This window comes from Streptomyces sp. NBC_00440 (genome assembly GCF_036014215.1).
Lineage (GTDB): Bacteria > Actinomycetota > Actinomycetes > Streptomycetales > Streptomycetaceae > Streptomyces.
The window spans coordinates 332,231-348,986 of sequence record NZ_CP107921.1 but is presented as its reverse complement, the minus strand read 5'-3'; the positions used below and the strand labels follow the sequence as shown (position 1 = coordinate 348,986).

Annotated in this window: 14 protein-coding genes and 1 pseudogene; 2 read left to right on the top strand and 13 right to left on the bottom strand. The window is 71.5% G+C overall.

Going from position 1 to position 16,756, the window contains the following annotated elements; all coding sequences use genetic code 11:
* Positions 1-4 precede the first annotated feature (4 nt).
* On the bottom strand, positions 5-1,453 hold the full coding sequence (locus OHB13_RS01555) for a PP2C family protein-serine/threonine phosphatase (RefSeq protein WP_328374991.1): 1,449 nt from the start codon (positions 1,451-1,453) through the stop codon (positions 5-7).
* Positions 1,454-2,107: 654 nt separating this feature from the next.
* Here OHB13_RS01555 and OHB13_RS01550 point away from each other — a divergent pair.
* Positions 2,108-2,500: pseudogene (locus OHB13_RS01550) on the top strand (hypothetical protein); the annotation flags it as partial.
* A gap of 154 nt (positions 2,501-2,654) precedes the next feature.
* Here the strand turns inward: OHB13_RS01550 and OHB13_RS01545 are convergent.
* The 10 genes from OHB13_RS01545 to OHB13_RS01500 all read right to left on the bottom strand — a co-directional run bounded on the left by OHB13_RS01545 (position 2,655) and on the right by OHB13_RS01500 (position 12,610).
* Complete coding sequence (locus OHB13_RS01545) at positions 2,655-3,695, bottom strand: NAD(P)-dependent alcohol dehydrogenase (RefSeq protein ID WP_328374990.1); 1,041 nt, start codon at positions 3,693-3,695, stop codon at positions 2,655-2,657.
* A gap of 60 nt (positions 3,696-3,755) precedes the next feature.
* Positions 3,756-4,523, bottom strand: a complete 768-nt coding sequence (locus OHB13_RS01540; protein WP_328374988.1) for an SDR family NAD(P)-dependent oxidoreductase — start codon at positions 4,521-4,523, stop codon at positions 3,756-3,758.
* A gap of 39 nt (positions 4,524-4,562) precedes the next feature.
* The gene (locus tag OHB13_RS01535; RefSeq protein ID WP_328374987.1) at positions 4,563-5,183 is read right to left on the bottom strand and encodes a TetR/AcrR family transcriptional regulator; all 621 of its coding nucleotides are present in this window, start codon (positions 5,181-5,183) and stop codon (positions 4,563-4,565) included.
* Positions 5,184-5,317: 134 nt separating this feature from the next.
* Positions 5,318-6,574 carry a chitinase gene (locus tag OHB13_RS01530; protein ID WP_328374986.1) on the bottom strand — a complete coding sequence of 419 codons (1,257 nt, stop codon included), beginning with the start codon at positions 6,572-6,574 and terminating at the stop codon, positions 5,318-5,320.
* 139 nt (positions 6,575-6,713) lie between these two features.
* Positions 6,714-7,229, bottom strand: coding sequence for a hypothetical protein (locus tag OHB13_RS01525; protein ID WP_328374984.1), 516 nt, complete (start codon positions 7,227-7,229; stop codon positions 6,714-6,716).
* Positions 7,230-7,291: 62 nt separating this feature from the next.
* Positions 7,292-7,705: a nitroreductase family deazaflavin-dependent oxidoreductase gene (locus OHB13_RS01520; RefSeq protein ID WP_266860106.1), complete on the bottom strand. Its 414-nt coding sequence runs from the start codon at positions 7,703-7,705 to the stop codon at positions 7,292-7,294.
* Between the two features lie 57 nt (positions 7,706-7,762).
* A complete protein-coding gene (locus OHB13_RS01515) occupies positions 7,763-8,089 on the bottom strand; it encodes a hypothetical protein (protein WP_266860107.1) in 327 nt (108 codons plus the stop codon).
* Positions 8,090-8,179: 90 nt separating this feature from the next.
* The gene (locus OHB13_RS01510; protein WP_328374981.1) at positions 8,180-9,241 is read right to left on the bottom strand and encodes a glutathione S-transferase family protein; all 1,062 of its coding nucleotides are present in this window, start codon (positions 9,239-9,241) and stop codon (positions 8,180-8,182) included.
* Between the two features lie 196 nt (positions 9,242-9,437).
* Positions 9,438-11,162 carry an adenine deaminase C-terminal domain-containing protein gene (locus tag OHB13_RS01505; RefSeq protein WP_328374979.1) on the bottom strand — a complete coding sequence of 575 codons (1,725 nt, stop codon included), beginning with the start codon at positions 11,160-11,162 and terminating at the stop codon, positions 9,438-9,440.
* Positions 11,163-11,230: 68 nt separating this feature from the next.
* Positions 11,231-12,610 (bottom strand): NCS2 family permease, encoded by a 1,380-nt coding sequence (locus tag OHB13_RS01500; protein WP_266860113.1) that lies wholly within the window; start codon positions 12,608-12,610, stop codon positions 11,231-11,233.
* Between the two features lie 255 nt (positions 12,611-12,865).
* Here OHB13_RS01500 and OHB13_RS01495 point away from each other — a divergent pair, with 255 nt between their 5' ends.
* A complete protein-coding gene (locus OHB13_RS01495; RefSeq protein WP_328374976.1) occupies positions 12,866-13,864 on the top strand; it encodes a LacI family DNA-binding transcriptional regulator in 999 nt (332 codons plus the stop codon).
* Between the two features lie 48 nt (positions 13,865-13,912).
* Here the strand turns inward: OHB13_RS01495 and OHB13_RS01490 are convergent, their stop codons facing one another.
* Both OHB13_RS01490 and OHB13_RS01485 read right to left on the bottom strand, forming a co-directional pair.
* Complete coding sequence (locus tag OHB13_RS01490; protein ID WP_328374974.1) at positions 13,913-15,232, bottom strand: nitrate/nitrite transporter; 1,320 nt, start codon at positions 15,230-15,232, stop codon at positions 13,913-13,915.
* 191 nt (positions 15,233-15,423) lie between these two features.
* Positions 15,424-16,623, bottom strand: a complete 1,200-nt coding sequence (locus OHB13_RS01485; protein WP_328374972.1) for a hypothetical protein — start codon at positions 16,621-16,623, stop codon at positions 15,424-15,426.
* Between the last annotated feature and the right edge of the window lie 133 nt (positions 16,624-16,756).

Here is a 16,756-nt window from a genome sequence, read left to right as displayed (position 1 = left end):
TCCCCTACGGGGTGCCGACGCGGGCGATCAGCACACAGGAGTCTTCCTGGCGTTCCGTGTGGCCGTACTGCTCGACGATCATCCGCATGCACTCCTGTGCGGTGCCGGCACCGGCGAACCGCGGTGCCAGTGCGAGCAGTCCGTCCTCGCCCGGTGCGTCCGCGCCGTGCGCGGTCAGTCCGCCGGTGTGCAGGACCAGTACGTCCCCGGTCCGCAGCTGCTCCTGCGCCTGTCCGTACGCCGTCCCGGGCATCGCTCCGAGCAGCACTCCGCTCGGCGGCGTGAGGGCGCACCCCGTTCCCCCGCGGAAGAGCAGGGGGGCGGGGTGCCCCGACTGGGCCCAGGCCAGGGTCTGTTCGACGGGGTCGTAACGGCAGCACACCGAGCTGCCCAGCGCGGGCTGCGCGGACGCTTCCAGAAGTTCGTTGAGATGACCCATGAGGGCGCCGGGGGCGATCCCGGCCACCGCCATTCCCCGCAACGCGCCCAGCAGCATCGCCATCGCGGAGGTGGCACCCACGCCGTGGCCTGTCAGGTCCCCCACGGTGAGGAGCGACTGGCCGTCGGGGAGTGCCATCGCGTCGTACCAGTCGCCGCCGATACGGGAGGGCGCGGCGGACGGCAGATAGTGCGCCGCCAGGTCGAGTGCCGCCGGGCCGCCCTGCGGAAGCCGTACCGGGCCGCGCCAGGGCGGCAGTACGGCCTCCTGTAACTCGACGGCGACCTGGCGCTCGGTGCTGGCGATCCGCTCCCGGCGCTGGAGCGAGTCCTCCGTCTCGCGCACCGTGCGTTCACTGCGCCGCAGATCGCTGACATCGCGCAGCACGGCCCACATGGACGCCGTGCAGCCGTCGCTGTCGAGAACGGGCTCGCCCATCATGTGCAGGGTGCGGACGGTCGAGTCGGGGCGCCTGATCCGGAATTCGCCGTCGATCGGCTTCCCGTCGACCAGGCAGTCGGTGACCATCGCGGTGAGCCGCGTCTGGTCGTCGGGCAGTACCACGGAGGGGAGTTCGTCCAGGGAGAGCGGCCCGCTCTCCGGCGGGCGGCCGAAGATCTGGTACAGCTCGTCCGACCAGCTGACCTCGTCGGTGAGGAGATTCCAGTCCGCGCTGCCCACCCGGCTGAGCAGCGACGCCGGCCCGCCGCCGGACCCGGGGTGGGCATGGGCGCCGTGCCCGGAGGGTTCACCGGCGAGCGGCTCCGCCCCGGCCGCCGGCAGCCCTTCCTTGAGCTGTCCCAGATGCGTGCCCAGATCGTCGAGGTGGTGGACGGCCAGGTCGCACAGCGCGCGCTGCCAGCGGCCCTGCACATCGTCGTCGTCCGCTCCGGCGTCACGCCGTACGGCGTCCATGTCCCCGCGCAGCAGGCGGGTCCGGGTGATGAGCGCGTCAACCGTGCCCCGCTCGGGTGGCTGGGGGGCGGGACGGTCCGCGAACACATGGGACGGCATGACGTACTCCGATACGGGCGCGGCGCGGCCAGGGCTGCGGGATGGACCGGTTACGACTGTTGCACAGGGAGCGAAGGCCCGTAAGGGAATTGGCAACACTCGATGCGGTGGTGCTTCTGGCATATGTCACCGGCTCGACGGGGGTGGAGCGGTGCCGGGGCGGGCCTCCGGGGCCCGGCGACGCCGGGTGTCGCGTCTCACATACTCTGCCCGGTTGGGGATGGAACATCCAGGCTTGGTTCCCCGTTCCCCTTTATGTGGGAACGGAGCGGAGCGCCCAGGCGCCGACCCTCCGTCACCGCGTACGGACCGCCCCGGCTGGCCTCCCCCGACCAGCCGGGGCTCTTCTGTATCCGGCGCGGTATCCCGTTGCCTGTCCCCTTGCGTGTCCCGGTGCTGTATCCCGTTCCGCATGGCGTTCCGTATGGCGTGCGACCGGAATCATTTCGGCCATGGTCGACAGGGAATATGCCAGAGATATGGCCAGAACCCTATGGTGACAATGCGCCCGGAGTGACGATACTCGTTGACTGTGAAGGTTGAATTCCGCTCGATTCAACCGTGATCCACCAGCGAAAGGCCCGCACTTTCCGGCCGGGGATCGACCGGTCCTGGAGTGGGGCCCTGGCCGCGAACTGCCCTGGGGGAGTGGCTGTGCACGACGAATTCCTGTGCCATGTCACCGCGTACGGAGTCTGCGGTGGACGACGCGTCGGTGTGCCGCTCGGCACCTATCGCGCGCCCACTCTCCCGCTGGCCCTGTGGTGGCTGCGGGACCGGGCGACCTGGATCGCGGAACGGCTGGATCCCAGCCCCGGCCGTGACTGCTTCCCGGCCCGGGCGCTCTTCGAACTGCCCGCCGACGCCCCCGACGTACCGGGCGCTCTCCGCGCCTGGCGGGACGGCGGACCGCAACAGGACAAGGCCGCCGAAGTGCTGGCCGGCGGCGGTCTCATGCGATTCGCGATCAATGACGACACCACCGAGTACGAACTGCTCGCGGAATCGGTCGACGCACTGCGGATGCAGCGCGCAATTCCTTCGCTCGCCCCGTCGGGAGCCGAATCCGTACCGGAACACCGCAGCCCTCTGTCGGTGCATACGCAGGCCAGAGGGCGCGGTGACTTCGGTAATCCGCACCTGGCGGGTCTTCCCTCGGGGGCCGTTCTGCTGGCCACGCTGGACAGCTCCACCGTGGTCTTCAGCTCTGCGGCAGGATGACCGCGCGTCCCTTGATCTGTCCGGCGTGCAGCCTCTCGTAGGCGAGCGGGGCCTCGTCGATCGAGTACGTCTCCACATGGACGTCCACCGATCCGGCGCGCGCCAGATCGAGCACCTCGGTGAGTTCCGAGCGCGAGCCCCAGTAGGGCGCGGCCACCGACACCTCGAAGGCGAGTGTGCCGAAGCCGACCGGCAGCGTGCCGCCGCCGATCCCGACCAGCGCGACATCGGCCTCGATACCGGCCACCGCACCGGCCAGCGCCACCGTGGCGGGGACGCCCACGAAGTCGAAGACGGCCTGGGCGCCGAGCCCGCCGGTCAGCGCACGGACCTTGCCGGCCGCGTGCTCGTCGGAGAGCACCGCCTCGTGGGCGCCCACCGTCTTCGCCAGCGCGAGCTTGTCCTCCGTGACGTCGAGCGCCACGACCCGCGCTGCGGACATCGCCCGCAGCAGCTGGATGGCCACGTGCCCGAGGCCGCCGGTACCGATGACCACAGCGGTGGAGCCGGGGGTGAGCTTCGCCAGTGAGCGCTTGATGGCGTGGTACGGAGTCAGGCCGGCATCGGTGAGCGGCACGGCCCCGACCGGATCGAGGTCGCCGAGCGGCACCAGATGGCGCGGGCTGTCCACGATCATGTACTCGGCCATCGCGCCGGGGGAACCCAGGCCGGGCGGGCGGATGCCGAGTTCGGCGGCGCGCAGGCAGTAGTTCTCCTTGCCCTCGGCGCACTTGATACAGGTGCCGCAGCCCCACGGTCCGTAGACCGCGACGGACTCGCCCTCGGTGAGGCCGGTGACACCGGCGCCCAGCGCGGCGACCGTGCCGGCCCCCTCGTGCCCGAGGGTGAGCGGAAGCTCGTACGGCAGGCTCTCCGCGGGCCGGCTCATCACGGCGATGTCGGAGTGGCAGACGCCAGCGGCGGTCACCTTCAGGAGGACCTGTCCCGGCCCCGGCTCGGGGTCGGGGACGGTGACGACCTCGGGTGCTGCCCCGACGGTGCGGTACTGAACTGCTTTCATGGTGTGCTCCTCAGCTGAGCAGCGGGCCCGCCCCCGATGTCGGCCCGCCGCGGTGATCGGTCAGCGCGCGGCGTAGCCGCCGTCGACGAGGTGGTAGCTGCCGTGGATGAACGAGGCGCGGTCCGAGAGCAGGAACGCCGTCAGCTCCGCCACTTCGTCGGCCGTCCCCAGACGGCCCGCCGGGTGCAGCGAGACGAGCTGCTCCCGCATCGGGTTTTCGGTGCCGTGCAGCAGCGGGGTGTCGATGAAGCCAGGACCGACGGCGTTGACGCGGATGTTCTGTGCGGCGTATTCGAGCGCCGCGGTCTTCGTCAGCCCGACGACGCCGTGCTTGGCGGCGACATAGGCGGGGGATCCCGCGAAACCGTTGGTGCCGAGGATGGAAGCCATGTTGACGATCGCGCCGCCGCCCGCCGCGAGCATCGCGGGCAGCTCGTACTTGAGCGAGTAGAAGACGCCGTTGAGGTTGGTGTCGATGACGCGCTGCCAGTCGGCCACCTCGTACTCACCGGTCGGCCGGCTATGGCCGCCGATCCCGGCGTTGTTCACGGCGAGGTGCAGTGCGCCGAAGGTGTCGGTGGAGTGCCGCACGGCACGCTCCACCGATGCGGGGTCGGTGACGTCCACGGCGACGGCGGTGGCGCGGGCCCCGGACGCCTCAAGACCGGCGGCGGCCTTGCGGGCGCCTTCCTCGTTGTAGTCGGCCACGACGACCGCGGCGCCGCCGCGGGCGAGCCGGCCGGCGATGGCCAGGCCGATGCCGGACGCGCCGCCGGTGACCAGCGCGGTCCGGCCGGCGAACTCATCTGTGGGGGTGGTGTTGCTCATGGTGCCTGTGTTCCTTTCGTGCTGTGCGCCGCGGTGGCGTCACGACAGAGGCAGTTCGCCGGTGAGTGCGGCGAACGCGGCATGAACGAGGCTGGGGAGAGCGTCCTGGCGGGAGCCCCGGACCCAGGCGGACTGGGCCGCCACGAGGGCTCCCGCACCCACGGCCACCAGAACGGCGGGGCGCAGGTCGTGCTCGTCGCGGATGCCCATCCGGGCGGCCAGGATCCGGATCGAGTCCGCCTGGGCCTCCACCCGGATGTGCTGGAAGGCCGCGTACAGCGTCGGCTCGCCGTCCGCGATCCGCATGAGTTCGAAGATCCTCGGGCGCCGGTGCCAGGCCGGGTGTGCGTCGTCCGTGAGCCAGTCGTCCACCGCGTTGCGGTAGGCCGCGAGCGGGGTCTCTTCGGCCGGCCGCCCGCTGAGGGCGGCGTTGATCCGGTCGCCGTCGGCCCGTACGGAGTCCAGCACCGCGTCCTCCTTGCTGGAGAAATACCGGCTGAACGTCCGGCGGGCGACGTCGGCGCGGTCGGCGATGTCCTCGACCGTGACGGCCTTGAGCCCACGGTCGCACACGAGGGTGCAGGCGGCTTCCGCAAGCGCTTCACGGGTGCGGCGGGCCTTGCGGCTCCGCCGGTCATCGGTGGTTCCCGCATCGTTCATACATGCACCGTACACCTAAAAATGTCCCACTGGGACATGATGCCCAGTGGGACATTTCTGTGTGCACGGGTGTGCTCAGGTGCTCCGGTGCTGCTCGGGCGGGCCGGGGTTCCGGCGTTGCGGGCGGTGCCCGGTCAGCAGGCTCCCTTGTCCCGCCAGACGCCCCAGTCGCCCGTGGTCCCCGGCTCCTCGTTCTGGGTCCACCACTGGGCCTGCCAGGTGTGTCCGCCGTGGGAGACCGTGTCGCCGCCCGTGTAGGTCGCGGTGCTGCTCCAGGCGGCCGCGGTGCAGGTGCCGCCGGGCGGTGTGGGGGAGGTGGAGACGGGTGGTGTCGTCGGAGGTGTGGTGGGTGGTGTCGCCCCGGCGAACGTCACCGCGTACTTGGCGAACTCCCAGTCCGTCTGCGGCACGCTGCTGCAGGTTCCGGATGTGGTGCCGTTGTCCGGCGGGCTGCACTGGCGGTCGCGGTTGAGTGACCAGAACGTGAAGCGGTCCATGTGGTGGCTGGTGGCGAAGTCCAGGACGGTCTGGAAGTCCGCCTGCTTGAAGTACTCGCCGGTGTCGCTGCGACCGTTCATACCGGAGAAGCCCTCGTGGGCGTAGGCGGTCGCTTCGTCCCAGCCGAACGTGGACTGCAGGATGGTGTTGAAGTTGGTGAGCGCGCTCGTCTGCGAGGCGGCCCCGCTGAACCCCCCGTCGAAGGGCATGATCGAGAAGTTGTTGGGCGTGAACCCCTGCGACTTGGCCTCGTTCAGCATCTGCTTGCCGAACCAGCCGGTGCCGTCGGCCGTGCCCGCGGTGGTGACCGACACATACAGGCCGGGGTTGTTCTGCTGGAGGATCTTCGCCGCGCCGATCTCGTGCGCGACGGCCGCGGTGTTCTCGTACTCCGGCTCCTCCAGGTCGAAGTCGATAGCCTTCAGCTGGTACTTGGTGATGACCTGCTGGTACGCGGCGGCAGTCGATGCCGCGTCGGAGCATGCCTGGCCGAGCTTGGTGCCGCCGTACCCGCCGATGGAGACTGAGACGTCGCCGCCCTTGGCGCGGATCGAGCTGATGACGGAGCCCACCGCGGTGTCGGACGACACGGCAGATGTGCCACCCCAAGTCGGGCTGCAGCCCCCGCCGTTGGGGGCCAGGATGAACGCGAGCTGGAAGGCCTTGAGTCCGGTGGCGTCCATGATGGCACCGGCGTCGGGCGGGTTGTTGTCGGTGGGCATGAGGTAAGGGGCCGCCGCGTACCAGCGGTTGCTGAGCGCGGTGGCCCCGGTGGTGCCGGCGCCGGTGGTCGCTCCGGCCGCCTGGCCGGTACTGAATGCGGCCAGCCCGGCGGCGGCCAGCGCGGCGGTCGCCACGCCGCAGAACAGGGCTCGGATGCGAATGCGTTTCATCTGACGGTCTCCTGAATGGGGGAGTGGCCGCCAGAATCGGGTCCTGTCGGGTGCGCGTCAACGACTTGGACTAGACCATTGCCAATCCTTGGGGAACGCCGCTGCGGGGAAACGGCTTGAGCGGAGGGCCGGCGGGGCTTCAGTCCGCCGGCAGCTCCTCACCGCACCGGGAGCAGAAACGTGCGCCGGACTCCTGCGCGAGGCGCCCGCAGCCGGGGCAGACCAGATGGAGCAGACATGCCGCTTCGCCGCCTCCGTACTCGACGGCGGAGGAGGCGGAGGCGGCCGTGGGAGCGGGGCCGACGGTGAGGCCGGGGCGGCGGCGGTGCACGGTGAGATAGCAGAGCCCGTCCGGTCCGGCGGCGAGCGAGCGCCGGACGCCGTGCGGCAGCCAGACGACCGCGCCCGGCGCCAGCTCCTGGCGTCCCCCGGCCGTCTCCAGCAGCCCGCCGCCGCCGACCACGCACACGAGCACGTCGAGGTCCGGTTCCACATGTCCGGCGACCTCGGCGTCCGGTGCCAGCCGGATCACGTTCGAGTCCAGCTGCCGCCCCGGCTCGGCCAGCCGCCAGAGCGCACCCCGGTCCCCGTCGGAGGCGTCGCGGACGAGGCGGGCGGTGTCGGTGACGACACCGGGGGCGGGGGTGCTGGACAACGGATCCTCCTGCTGCGGACGTACGGCCGGCGCAGCGGAAATGCTACGCCCGCCCGCCGCAGTCAGGACCTGGTGAGCACCACCACGGGGATCTCACGCTCGGTCTTGGTCTGGTACTCGTCGTACGCGGGCCAGGCGGCAGCCATCTTCCGCCACATGTCCGGCTTCTCGCCGGGCTGCGCGGTCCGGGCGTGCGCCGTGAACCGGTCGCCCTTCACCTGCACCTGCACCTCGGGCTCCGCCTGGAGGTTCAGATACCAGGCCGGCGGCTGGTCGGAGCCGCCCTTGGAGGCGACGACCAGCACGTCGTCCCCGTACTCCTGGTAGATCAGCGGAGTGCTGCGCTGCTGGCCGCTCTTGCGGCCGGTGGTGGTCAGGATCAGGGTCGTCGTGCCCTGCCAGTCATGTCCCTCGGCGCCGTCGGTTGCGACGTAACGCTCGACATGCTCCTTGCCGAACAGCATCTCTGACCCCATTCGTTGTCGGAATCCTCAGGTACTCCGGTGCCCAACCTACGCCGCTGCGAGGCTGGTTCAGCCGCCGACGCCCAGGCGCTCGGGCACGCTGCCGGGTGTGTCCAGCTGCTGTGTCGTGTCCTGGTGGAGCAGCCCGATCAGCCGGTCCGCCTCGGCGCGCGTCAGATGGAGGAGCATGGCGTCCTCGGGATGCGCGGGACCGGGCGGGGCGATCACCAGCCGCGCGGTGCTCGCACCGGCCGAGTCGGTGGTGAAGGACGGCGGGAACGCCTGGCGCCAGTTGACGAGCGCGTCCCTGAGCCGGCCGTGCGGAGAGCTGAGATCGCGCGCGACCCAGCCTGTCGTCACCTGGGCGAGATGATCCAGTTTCTGAGAATTCGTCACCGTTCCATAGTGGCCGCACGGCCGTTGGCGCGCTCGCTGGAGGCACGCGGAGGGGTGACGCCACCTGGTAGAGCCCTGCCGGGCCCCTCGTCAGTACTCGGGCGGGCGCCCGGCCGACGGGACCTCCTCGGCCGGTGCGACCGGAGCCGGCGGTGTGCCGTCCCCGAACGGGCGGCCGCCGAGCTCCTCCCGGTAGTGCGGGGTGAACCAGCCGCTCAGGTCCGGGCCGAGCGGCACGATGCCGGTCGGGTTGATCCCCGTGTGCACCTGGTAGTAGTGCCGTTTGATGTGGTCGAAGTCGACCGTGTCACCGAAACCGGGTGTCTGGTACAAGTCTCTCGTGTACGCCCAGAGCACCGGGTCCTCGGTCAGCTTCGACCGGTTGCACTTGAAGTGGCCGTGGTACACGGCGTCGAACCGCACCAGTGTGGTGAAGAGCCGGATGTCCGCCTCGGTGATCGTGTCTCCCACCAGATAGCGCTGCCCGGTCAGCCGCTCGGACACCAGGTCGAGCCGCTGGAACACATCGCGGTAGGCGGCCTCGTACTCGCCCTGCTCCGACGCGAACCCGGCCCGGTACACCCCGTTGTTGACGTCGCGGTAGATCCCCTCCATGACCTCGTCGATCTCGCTGCGCAGCCGCTCCGGATACAGGTCGGGCGCACCGGTCCTGTGCAGCGCGGACCACTCGGTGGCGAGGTCCAGCGTGATCTGCTGGAAGTCGTTGGTGACCAGCTGCCCGCTGGGTACGTCGACGATCGCGGGGACGCTGACACCGCCGGGGTAGCCCGACTCCCGTGCGTCGTAGGCCTCGCTGAGGAAGCGGATGCCGAGGACCGGGTCCCGGCCGCCCGGGTCGAGGGTGAAGCGCCAGCTGCGGTCGTCCTGGATCGGGTCGGTGATGCCCAGCGACAGTGCGTCCTCCAGGCCGAGCAGCCGCCGTGACACGAGTGCGCGGCTCGCCCACGGGCAGGCCCTGCTGACCACCAGCCGGTACCGCCCGGCCTCGGCCGGCCAGCCGTCGCGGCCATCGGCGGTGATGCGGTCGGCGAAGTGGCTCCTCGACCGTTTGAACGGCTTCCTGCCGTATCCGGAGTTGCCGTCGTCGTCGCCGCCGTTGCCGGTGTCGTCGCTGTCGGTGGGGTGGTTCATCACCGTGATCCTTCCCGTCGTCCGGTGCCCGGTGCCCGGTGTGCGGTCGCCCGGTCTCCTGCCCCCGCACCCGTCGGCGGATACGCGGGAACCGTGCGCCCCCTCCAGGCTGACACCGTTCGCCCGCACCGCACAGCCGAAGGCGGTACGGGCCTCGGCCGGGCGGGGCGGCTGCCGCGCTCAGGAAGAAGCACACTCAGGAAGAAGCGGGCACCGTGGCGCCCACCGGCTCCCTCCGGACCACGTCCACCAGCGACCGATCCGTGATCTTGAGGCTGGGCGACACCGCGAGCGTCAGGGTCGACACGCTCATGAACGGGTTGAGGTGGTCCCAGCCCCACTCCGTCAGCGCGGTCCGCACCGCACCCGACTGCGCGGCGATCTCCTCGGCCGGTGCCGGGGACATCACGCCCCCGACCGGCAGCGGCAGCCTGGCCGCCACCGTCTCGCCGTGCACGACGGCGACCCCGCCGCCGTCGGCGAGCACCGCGGCCGCGGCCTTCGCCATCGAGGTCCTGGACGTCCCCACGGTCACCAGGTTGTGACTGTCATGGGCGTACGTCGTCGCGACCGCGCCCGCACCCAGCTCCCGGCCCAGCAGTGGGGCGAAGACCGTACCGGAGCGGCCGTAGCGGTTCCGCACCCGGACCAGTATCACCCGGCCCTCCCACTGCACCTCGCCGTCCAGGACCGGCAGTTCGGCCTCCGCGGCGTCGGTGTACGTGTCACGCGAGTTGACCCGCATCGCCCGGAAGCGGTGCATCCCGTCGGGGAGCTCCACCTGCCAGCGGAAGCCCTCCGGGGTCTGCGGCTCGACGTCGAACGTGCCGGACAGCGCACCGGCCACCGGCTCCGTCGCGTACACCGGTTTCCCGTCCCGTGCCACGGTCCGGCCGCCCGCGATCACCAGTGCCGGGTCGAACGCGGCCAGCTCGCCGCGGAGCAGGACCAGATCGGCCCGCTTGCCCGGAGCGACCACCCCGCGGTCGTACAGCCGCAGCCGCTGCGCCGGGTTCCAGGTCAGGGCGCGCAGGACGTCGACCGCGGGCAGCCCGGCCCGGACCGCGACGCGCGCGATGTGGTCGAGGTGGCCGGTGGAGAGGATGTGGTCGGCGGCCAGATCGTCGGTGACCAGGCACAGTGGCGGCAGCTGCGGCAGCGCAAGCAGCGCCTCGATTACCTCGGGGAGCAGGCACTTCTCCTGGAGCATCATCAGCATGCCCATCCTGGCCTTCTCCAGGACGACTTCGGTGCGGTTCTTGGTGTGGTCCGAGTCGACGCCGGTGGCCATGTACGCGCTGAGTTCGGCCCCGCTGAGGTTCGGGCAGTGGCCGTCGAGGATGACTCCGCGGTCGCGGGCCGCGCCCACGATGCCCCGCATCCGGGGTTCGTCGGCCACCACGGCCCGGTAGTCCATGACCTCGCCCAGCGCGATGACGCCCGGCCACTGGAGCATCGCGTCGATGTCGTCGGCGGAGAGACTGGCGCCCGCGTGCTCCAGGCCTTCGAGCGCGGGAACACAGGACGGCACACCCCAGAGCTGGGTCTGCGGAGTGCCCTGCCCGGCCTCGGTCATCCAGCGCATCGCCTCGGCGCCCGCGACATTGACGATCTCGTGCGGGTCGGCAAGGACCGTCGTCGTCCCGCGGGCCAGCGTCAGCCCGGCGAAGGTCTGCGGGGTGAGGAACGAGCTCTCGATGTGCATGTGCGCGTCGACGAAGCCCGGCACGACGAGCATCCCGGTCGCGTCCACCTGCTCCCGCGCGTCGCCGGGCGCGCCGGGCGGCAGCACACCGGTGATGCGGTCGCCGCGCAGCAGGACATCGGCTGCGAACTCCTCACCCGTGAAAGTGGACACCACCCGGCCGCCGCTGATGCGGACGTCGTGCGGTTCCGGCAGGTGCTGCTGGTCAGTGGTCATGCGGTAGGTGCTCCTCAGCGAGCCGTCGGAGTCCAGGACCTCTGCCCCGAACCCTCGGGGCGGCGGGGTCAGGGGACGAGTGTGTAGAAGTAGTAGCCGAGCGGGATCATCACGATCCACAGCCCGAGCGGGATCTCCCGGAACCGGCCCGCGGCGGCCTTGACCAGGACGTGGGCGGCGAGGCCGACGGCGATCCCGGTGCCGAAGTTGCCGAAGAAGATGGTCGTCGCGACGACCAGCGCGGCCGGGATCGCGTCCGTCGGGTCCCGGAAGTCGACGTTGCGCAGAGCGCCGAGCATGCTCAGACCGATGTACATCAGCACCGGAGCGGTCGCGGCCGACGGGATCAGGGTGGCGAACGGCGTGACGAGCAGCAGCGCCGCGAAGCCGAGCGCCGCGTACACCGAGGTGAGGCCCGTACGGCCGCCGCTGTCCGCGCCCGCCGACGACTCCAGATACGCGGTCATGCTGGGCGCGCCGAGTCCGGCGCCGCCGATCACCGCGCCCGAGTCGACGTAGAACGGGCGCCGGATGCCCGGGACGTTGCCGTCCTTGTCGGTCAGACCGGCCCGGCCGGCCACGGCGAGCAGCGTGCCCGTCATGGAGAAGAACTCCGAGACGAAGAAGGCGAAGATGTACGGGAAGTACGCGGGCTTCAGCGCGCCCAGGATGTCGACGTGGAACATGACGGGACCCGGGCCGGCGGGCGCCCCGAAGAAGTGACCGGGCAGCTCGGTCACCCCGCACGGGATGCCCGCCAGGGTCACCACGGCCATGGTGATGAGGAACGCGCCCGGCACCTTCCGGGTCACCAGGGCCGTCAGCAGCACCAGGCCGCCGAGCGCGAGCAGGGCCGCCGGCTGCGAGATGTCGCCGATGCTCAGCGAATTGCCCGCGGGCTTCGCGATCACCAGCCCGCTGTCGCGGAAGCCCAGCAGCGCGATGAAGAGCCCGAGGCCGCCACTGATCGCGTACTTGAGGTTGAGCGGCATCAGCCGGGTGATCAGGTCGCGGATACCCAGGGCGGTGAGCACCAGGAACGCCACACCGGACCAGAACACCATGCCCAGTGCGGAGCTCCAGGGGACCCCGTCCTGGCCGACGATCGTGACGGCGAGCAGCGCCACCCCGCCGAGACCGGGTGCGAGGACGAACGGCAGGTTCGCGAACAGGCCCATCGCGAGCGTGGCCAGCACGATCGCGATGATCACGGCGGTGGTGACGGGGCCGAGCGGGAGGCCCGCCTTTGCCAGCTGGCCGGGCACGACCACCGCCGCGTAGGCGGCCGCGACGAACATGGAGAGGCCGGCGACGGCCTCGGTCCGTGGTGTGCTGCCGCGCTCGCGGATGTGGAACACCCGTTCCAGCAGCGAGGAGCGTGGCCCTGGGGCGTGCGCGTCCTGAACGTCGGGCGCGTCCTGTACGTCGGGCGCGTCGGGTCGGTGCATGAGTACCTCGGCAGGATGAGGGGGCGAGGCCGGTGTTCCGGGTCTTGTGCACATCTCCGGCGCGACTCCGCTGTGCCGCGCCGCCGGACTTTCTGCAACCGGTCTCTGTAACCGGTTGCAGAGACCGGTTGCGGATAGGATGGCACGACCGGGCCGCCACGTGAACCCCGTGATCGGTCACACTGCGGTCACACGGTTCGTACGGAGGCGCGTGCCGACGGCCGACCCGTACGGCGGACGGAGGGGGATCCGACGATGGCGACGCTGGCTGACGTGGCCCGTGCGGCAGGTGTGTCCAAGGCCACGGCCTCCCGTGCGCTGATGCGCCCGGAGATGGTCGCCGAAACCACGCTCCAGCGGGTGCGAGGCGCCGCGGAACGTCTCGGCTTCCACCCGAATCCGGCCGCCCGCGCTCTGACCACCGGGCGTACCGGCATGGTCGGACTGATCGTACCGACCCTCGCCAACCCGTTTTTCGCACCGCTGGTCCTGGGCGCTCAGCAGGCCGCCGAGGAGACCGACAGCCATCTGCTGCTCACCGTCTCCGAGTACAGCGCCGAACGTGAGGCGGCGCTCGCCGACCGGATCTCCGAGCAGGTCGACGGTCTGATCATGGTCGCGCCCGTCGGCTCGGACGCGGCGCTGCGCGAGCGGGCCCGCCGCCGCCCGCTGGTCCTGGTCGACCGCCGCTCCGGCCGGCTGCCCGCCGTCGTCCTCGACACGGCATCCGGCACGTCCGCCCTGGTCCGGCATCTGCTCGACCTGGGGCACCGCGACATCGCGTATGTGTCGGGTCCGTCCGGGTCCTGGGCCGACGCGCAGCGCCGCGCTGCCATGGCGGAGCAGGCCGAGGCCGCCGGAGCGCGGCTGCGGGTGCTCGGGCCGCTGCCGCCCACCTTCGACGCGGGGATCGGGGCCGCCGCGGCGCTGCCGTCCGGGGCGACCGCGGTGATCGCGTACAACAGTTATCTGGTGCTCGGCCTGCTGCACGGGCTCAAGGCGGCCGGTGTCCGCGTCCCCGAGGACATGAGCCTGGCCGCGGCCGACGACCTCACGGCGCTCGGGGCGACATCCCCGGCCGTCACCGCGCTGGGTGTCCCGGTCGGTGAGGCGGGAGCGCTCGCGGTGACCCGGCTGCTGGAGGTCTGCGCAGGCAGCCGAAGGACCGTCGTGACCGAGCTGCCGACCGTGCTCCACCGCCGGGAGTCGACGGCCGCACCGGAGCGCCCGGCGGACGGTCCCCCTTCGGTCTGATCACGGTCCGGGCTGGTTACGGTCCGGCCTGATCACGGTCCGGGCTGATCAAGTTTCGGACCGGTCGGGGGTTCTGGCTGATCGCGGTTCGGCGGGAGTCGATCCGCCGGCAGACGATCGGCCGGTGGACGATCCGCCGGGAGTCGATCCGCCGGTGGACGGTCTGATCGTCCGCATCCGTCCGAACGCGTAGACGCACCCGGCCAGCGACAGGTCGGAGAGCAGCATGAAGCCGATCGAGTAGGTGCCCTTGGCGCTGTAGATCGCCCCCATGACCAGGGGCGGAACGAAGCCGCCCAGTCCGCCCATCGCCCCGACGATCCCGGTCACGCTGCCCACCTGGGGCTGCGGGGTGACCTGGGAGACCAGGGCGAACACACTGCCGCTCGCTGTGCCGAGGCCCGCCGCCATGAGGAGCAAGCAGACGGTGCCGGTGGGGTTCAGCTGCGGATCGAAGGCCTGGACGATCGCCATCAGCGCGACCCGGGCGAGGGCGCCCGCGGTGACGACGGCGGGGTGGATCAGGTCGGCGAGGCGTCCGCCGACGGGCCGGAAGACGACGGTGACGAGCGCGAAACCGGCGGCCTTGGTACCCGCGTCGGTGGGGGAGAGGTTGTACCAGGTCTTCAGATACGTGGGCAGATAGACGCCGAACGCCACGATCCCGCCGAACCCGATCGCGTACAGCGCCGACAGCTCCCACGTCACCCGCAGCCGTCCGGCGCTGCCGAGCCGGGTCGCCAGCGTGGTGGTGGGCACCTGCCGGTCCGGATGGTCGGTGATCAGCAATGCGCCGAGCCCGGCGAACGCGGCCAGCGCGATCGCCACCACGATGAACGGCAGGTTGACGCCGTGCTCGGCGATCCGCGTCGTGAAGTAACCGGAGAGGGCGACTCCGCCCATGCCCATACCGAACACACGGAGCGCCAGGCCCCGTTCGGAGGGCGGGAACCAGGAGTTGACCAGCGGGATGCCGATCGCGAAGGTCGTACCGCCGAGCCCCAGCAGAAAGCCGACGGCGAGCAGCGCGCCGTACGAGTTCTTCGCGGGGATCAGCAGCAGCACCGGCACGATGGTGAACGCCGTGACCAGCGGGAACATCACCTTCGCGCCGCACCGGTCGGTGAGTGCGCCGACCGGGATCCCGCCCAGTGAGCCGACGATCACGGGCACGGCGACCAGCAGCGACTGCTGAAAGGAGCTGAGCCCGAGCCGGTCCTTGTAGTCGCTGCCCAGCGGTGCGATCAGGGACCACGCCCAGAAGGTCAGAGTGAAGCCGATCGTCGCGAGCACCAGGTTCCGGTACGCGGACGCGGTGGGTTTCGTGGGTGCGGGCGTCGGGGCGGCGATGGGTGTTGCGGTGCCCATGTTCCTCCGGCTTCCTCTGCGCTGCCTATTTCCGAGGCTCGGGTTCTTTCCGAGGCTCGGGGCGGCCGTGGAGTACCGCCACTTGGCGCATCCGAATGGATCTGTACGGACAGGCGCGACCGGGCTGAGCGGCGAGCGGGCTGAGGCGGGTTGCGCGCCGCCGGATCGCCGTGCGGCGCGCGCCCTGTGCGTCAGCGGGCCGAGGGAGCCCGCCCGAAGCCTTCGATCACCGGGTGCCACGTCGGCCGGAGCTGCGGCAGCGTCGAACCGACCGCCCAGACGGTGGGGCCTCCCGGTCTCGGGTGCGGGACGGTGGCGACGCCGAAGAGCGAGGCGCCCTTGCCGCCGGGTCCACTGTCGGCGGGCACGGTGTGCCACGCCCTGCCGTCCCAGCGCAGGGTGAACGCCGGTGTGGCGACGCCCTGTTGCTCGCCGGCCGCCCAGAGCCCGCCGTGCGCGTCCGCGGAGACGGAGTGCAGGTCGGCGTCGGCCGGGGGCGTCGCGACCGAGGCCCAGATGTGGCCGTCCCAGTGCAGGGTCAGCGGGTGCGAGGCCCCGGTGGCGGGCCCGCCACCGCCGACCGCCCAGACGTCATCGGGTGCGACAGCGGTGACCCCGTCGAGCGACTCGCCCTGGCCCGCCGTGTGCGGCGCGTCGACGATCCGCCAGGACCTGCCGTCCCAGTGCTCGGTCAGCGGGCGGCCGGCGCCCTGCGCGTCGTACGCCACGCCGACGGCCCACACGCCTCCCGCGCCGTCGGAGGCCGCGCCCTGCAGCAGGGCGTCGCCACCGGTGGACGGGGTGGGGACGGACGACCAGCGGTGGCCGTCCCAGTGGTAGGCCAGCGGCCGGGGTGTGCCGACCCGGTCCTCGGCGGTGACTCCGACCGCCCAGATGTCGTCGGGGCCCATGGCGGCGAGCGCCGAGGGATAGGCCGACCGGTTCGCGGGTTCGGCGGGCAGCGGGACGGTGCGCCAGGTCCGGCCGTCGAAGTGCTCGGCGAGCGAGCGGTCCTGCGCGGCCGGGGCATCGTTCCAGGTCCCCACAGCCCATACGTCGTGGGCGGAGAGCGGAGCCACGGCGTCGAGCCGGCCCGACCCCGAGTGGCCGGGCACGGGCGTCGCCCGCCAGGCCCGGCCGTCGAAACGCTCGGCGACGGGCACGTCGACGCCCGCGCCGTTCTCGCGGTATCCGACCGCCCAGGCGTCGGCCGGGCCGCGGGCCGCGACTCCACGCAACTCCTCGTCGCGCTGGGGCCCGGCCGGACTCCAGGTGTGCCAGCCGTCGCCCGGCGCCCCGCCGGCCGCCAGGGCCGGGGCCGCCATCGCCAGCGAGGCGGCCAGCGTCACGAGAGCGAGCCTCCCGCTGTGCCGTACTGCTCTGCCGTGCATCCGTACTCCCTCTGTCGGTAACCGTGCGTAACTGTTCGTACGGTCGCCGTGCCAAACGCCGCCGGGCGGGCCGAGGGTGCGGCGGCTCACCCGGCTGAACACGGCTGCGGACCAGTCGGCAGTTGCGCGCTGT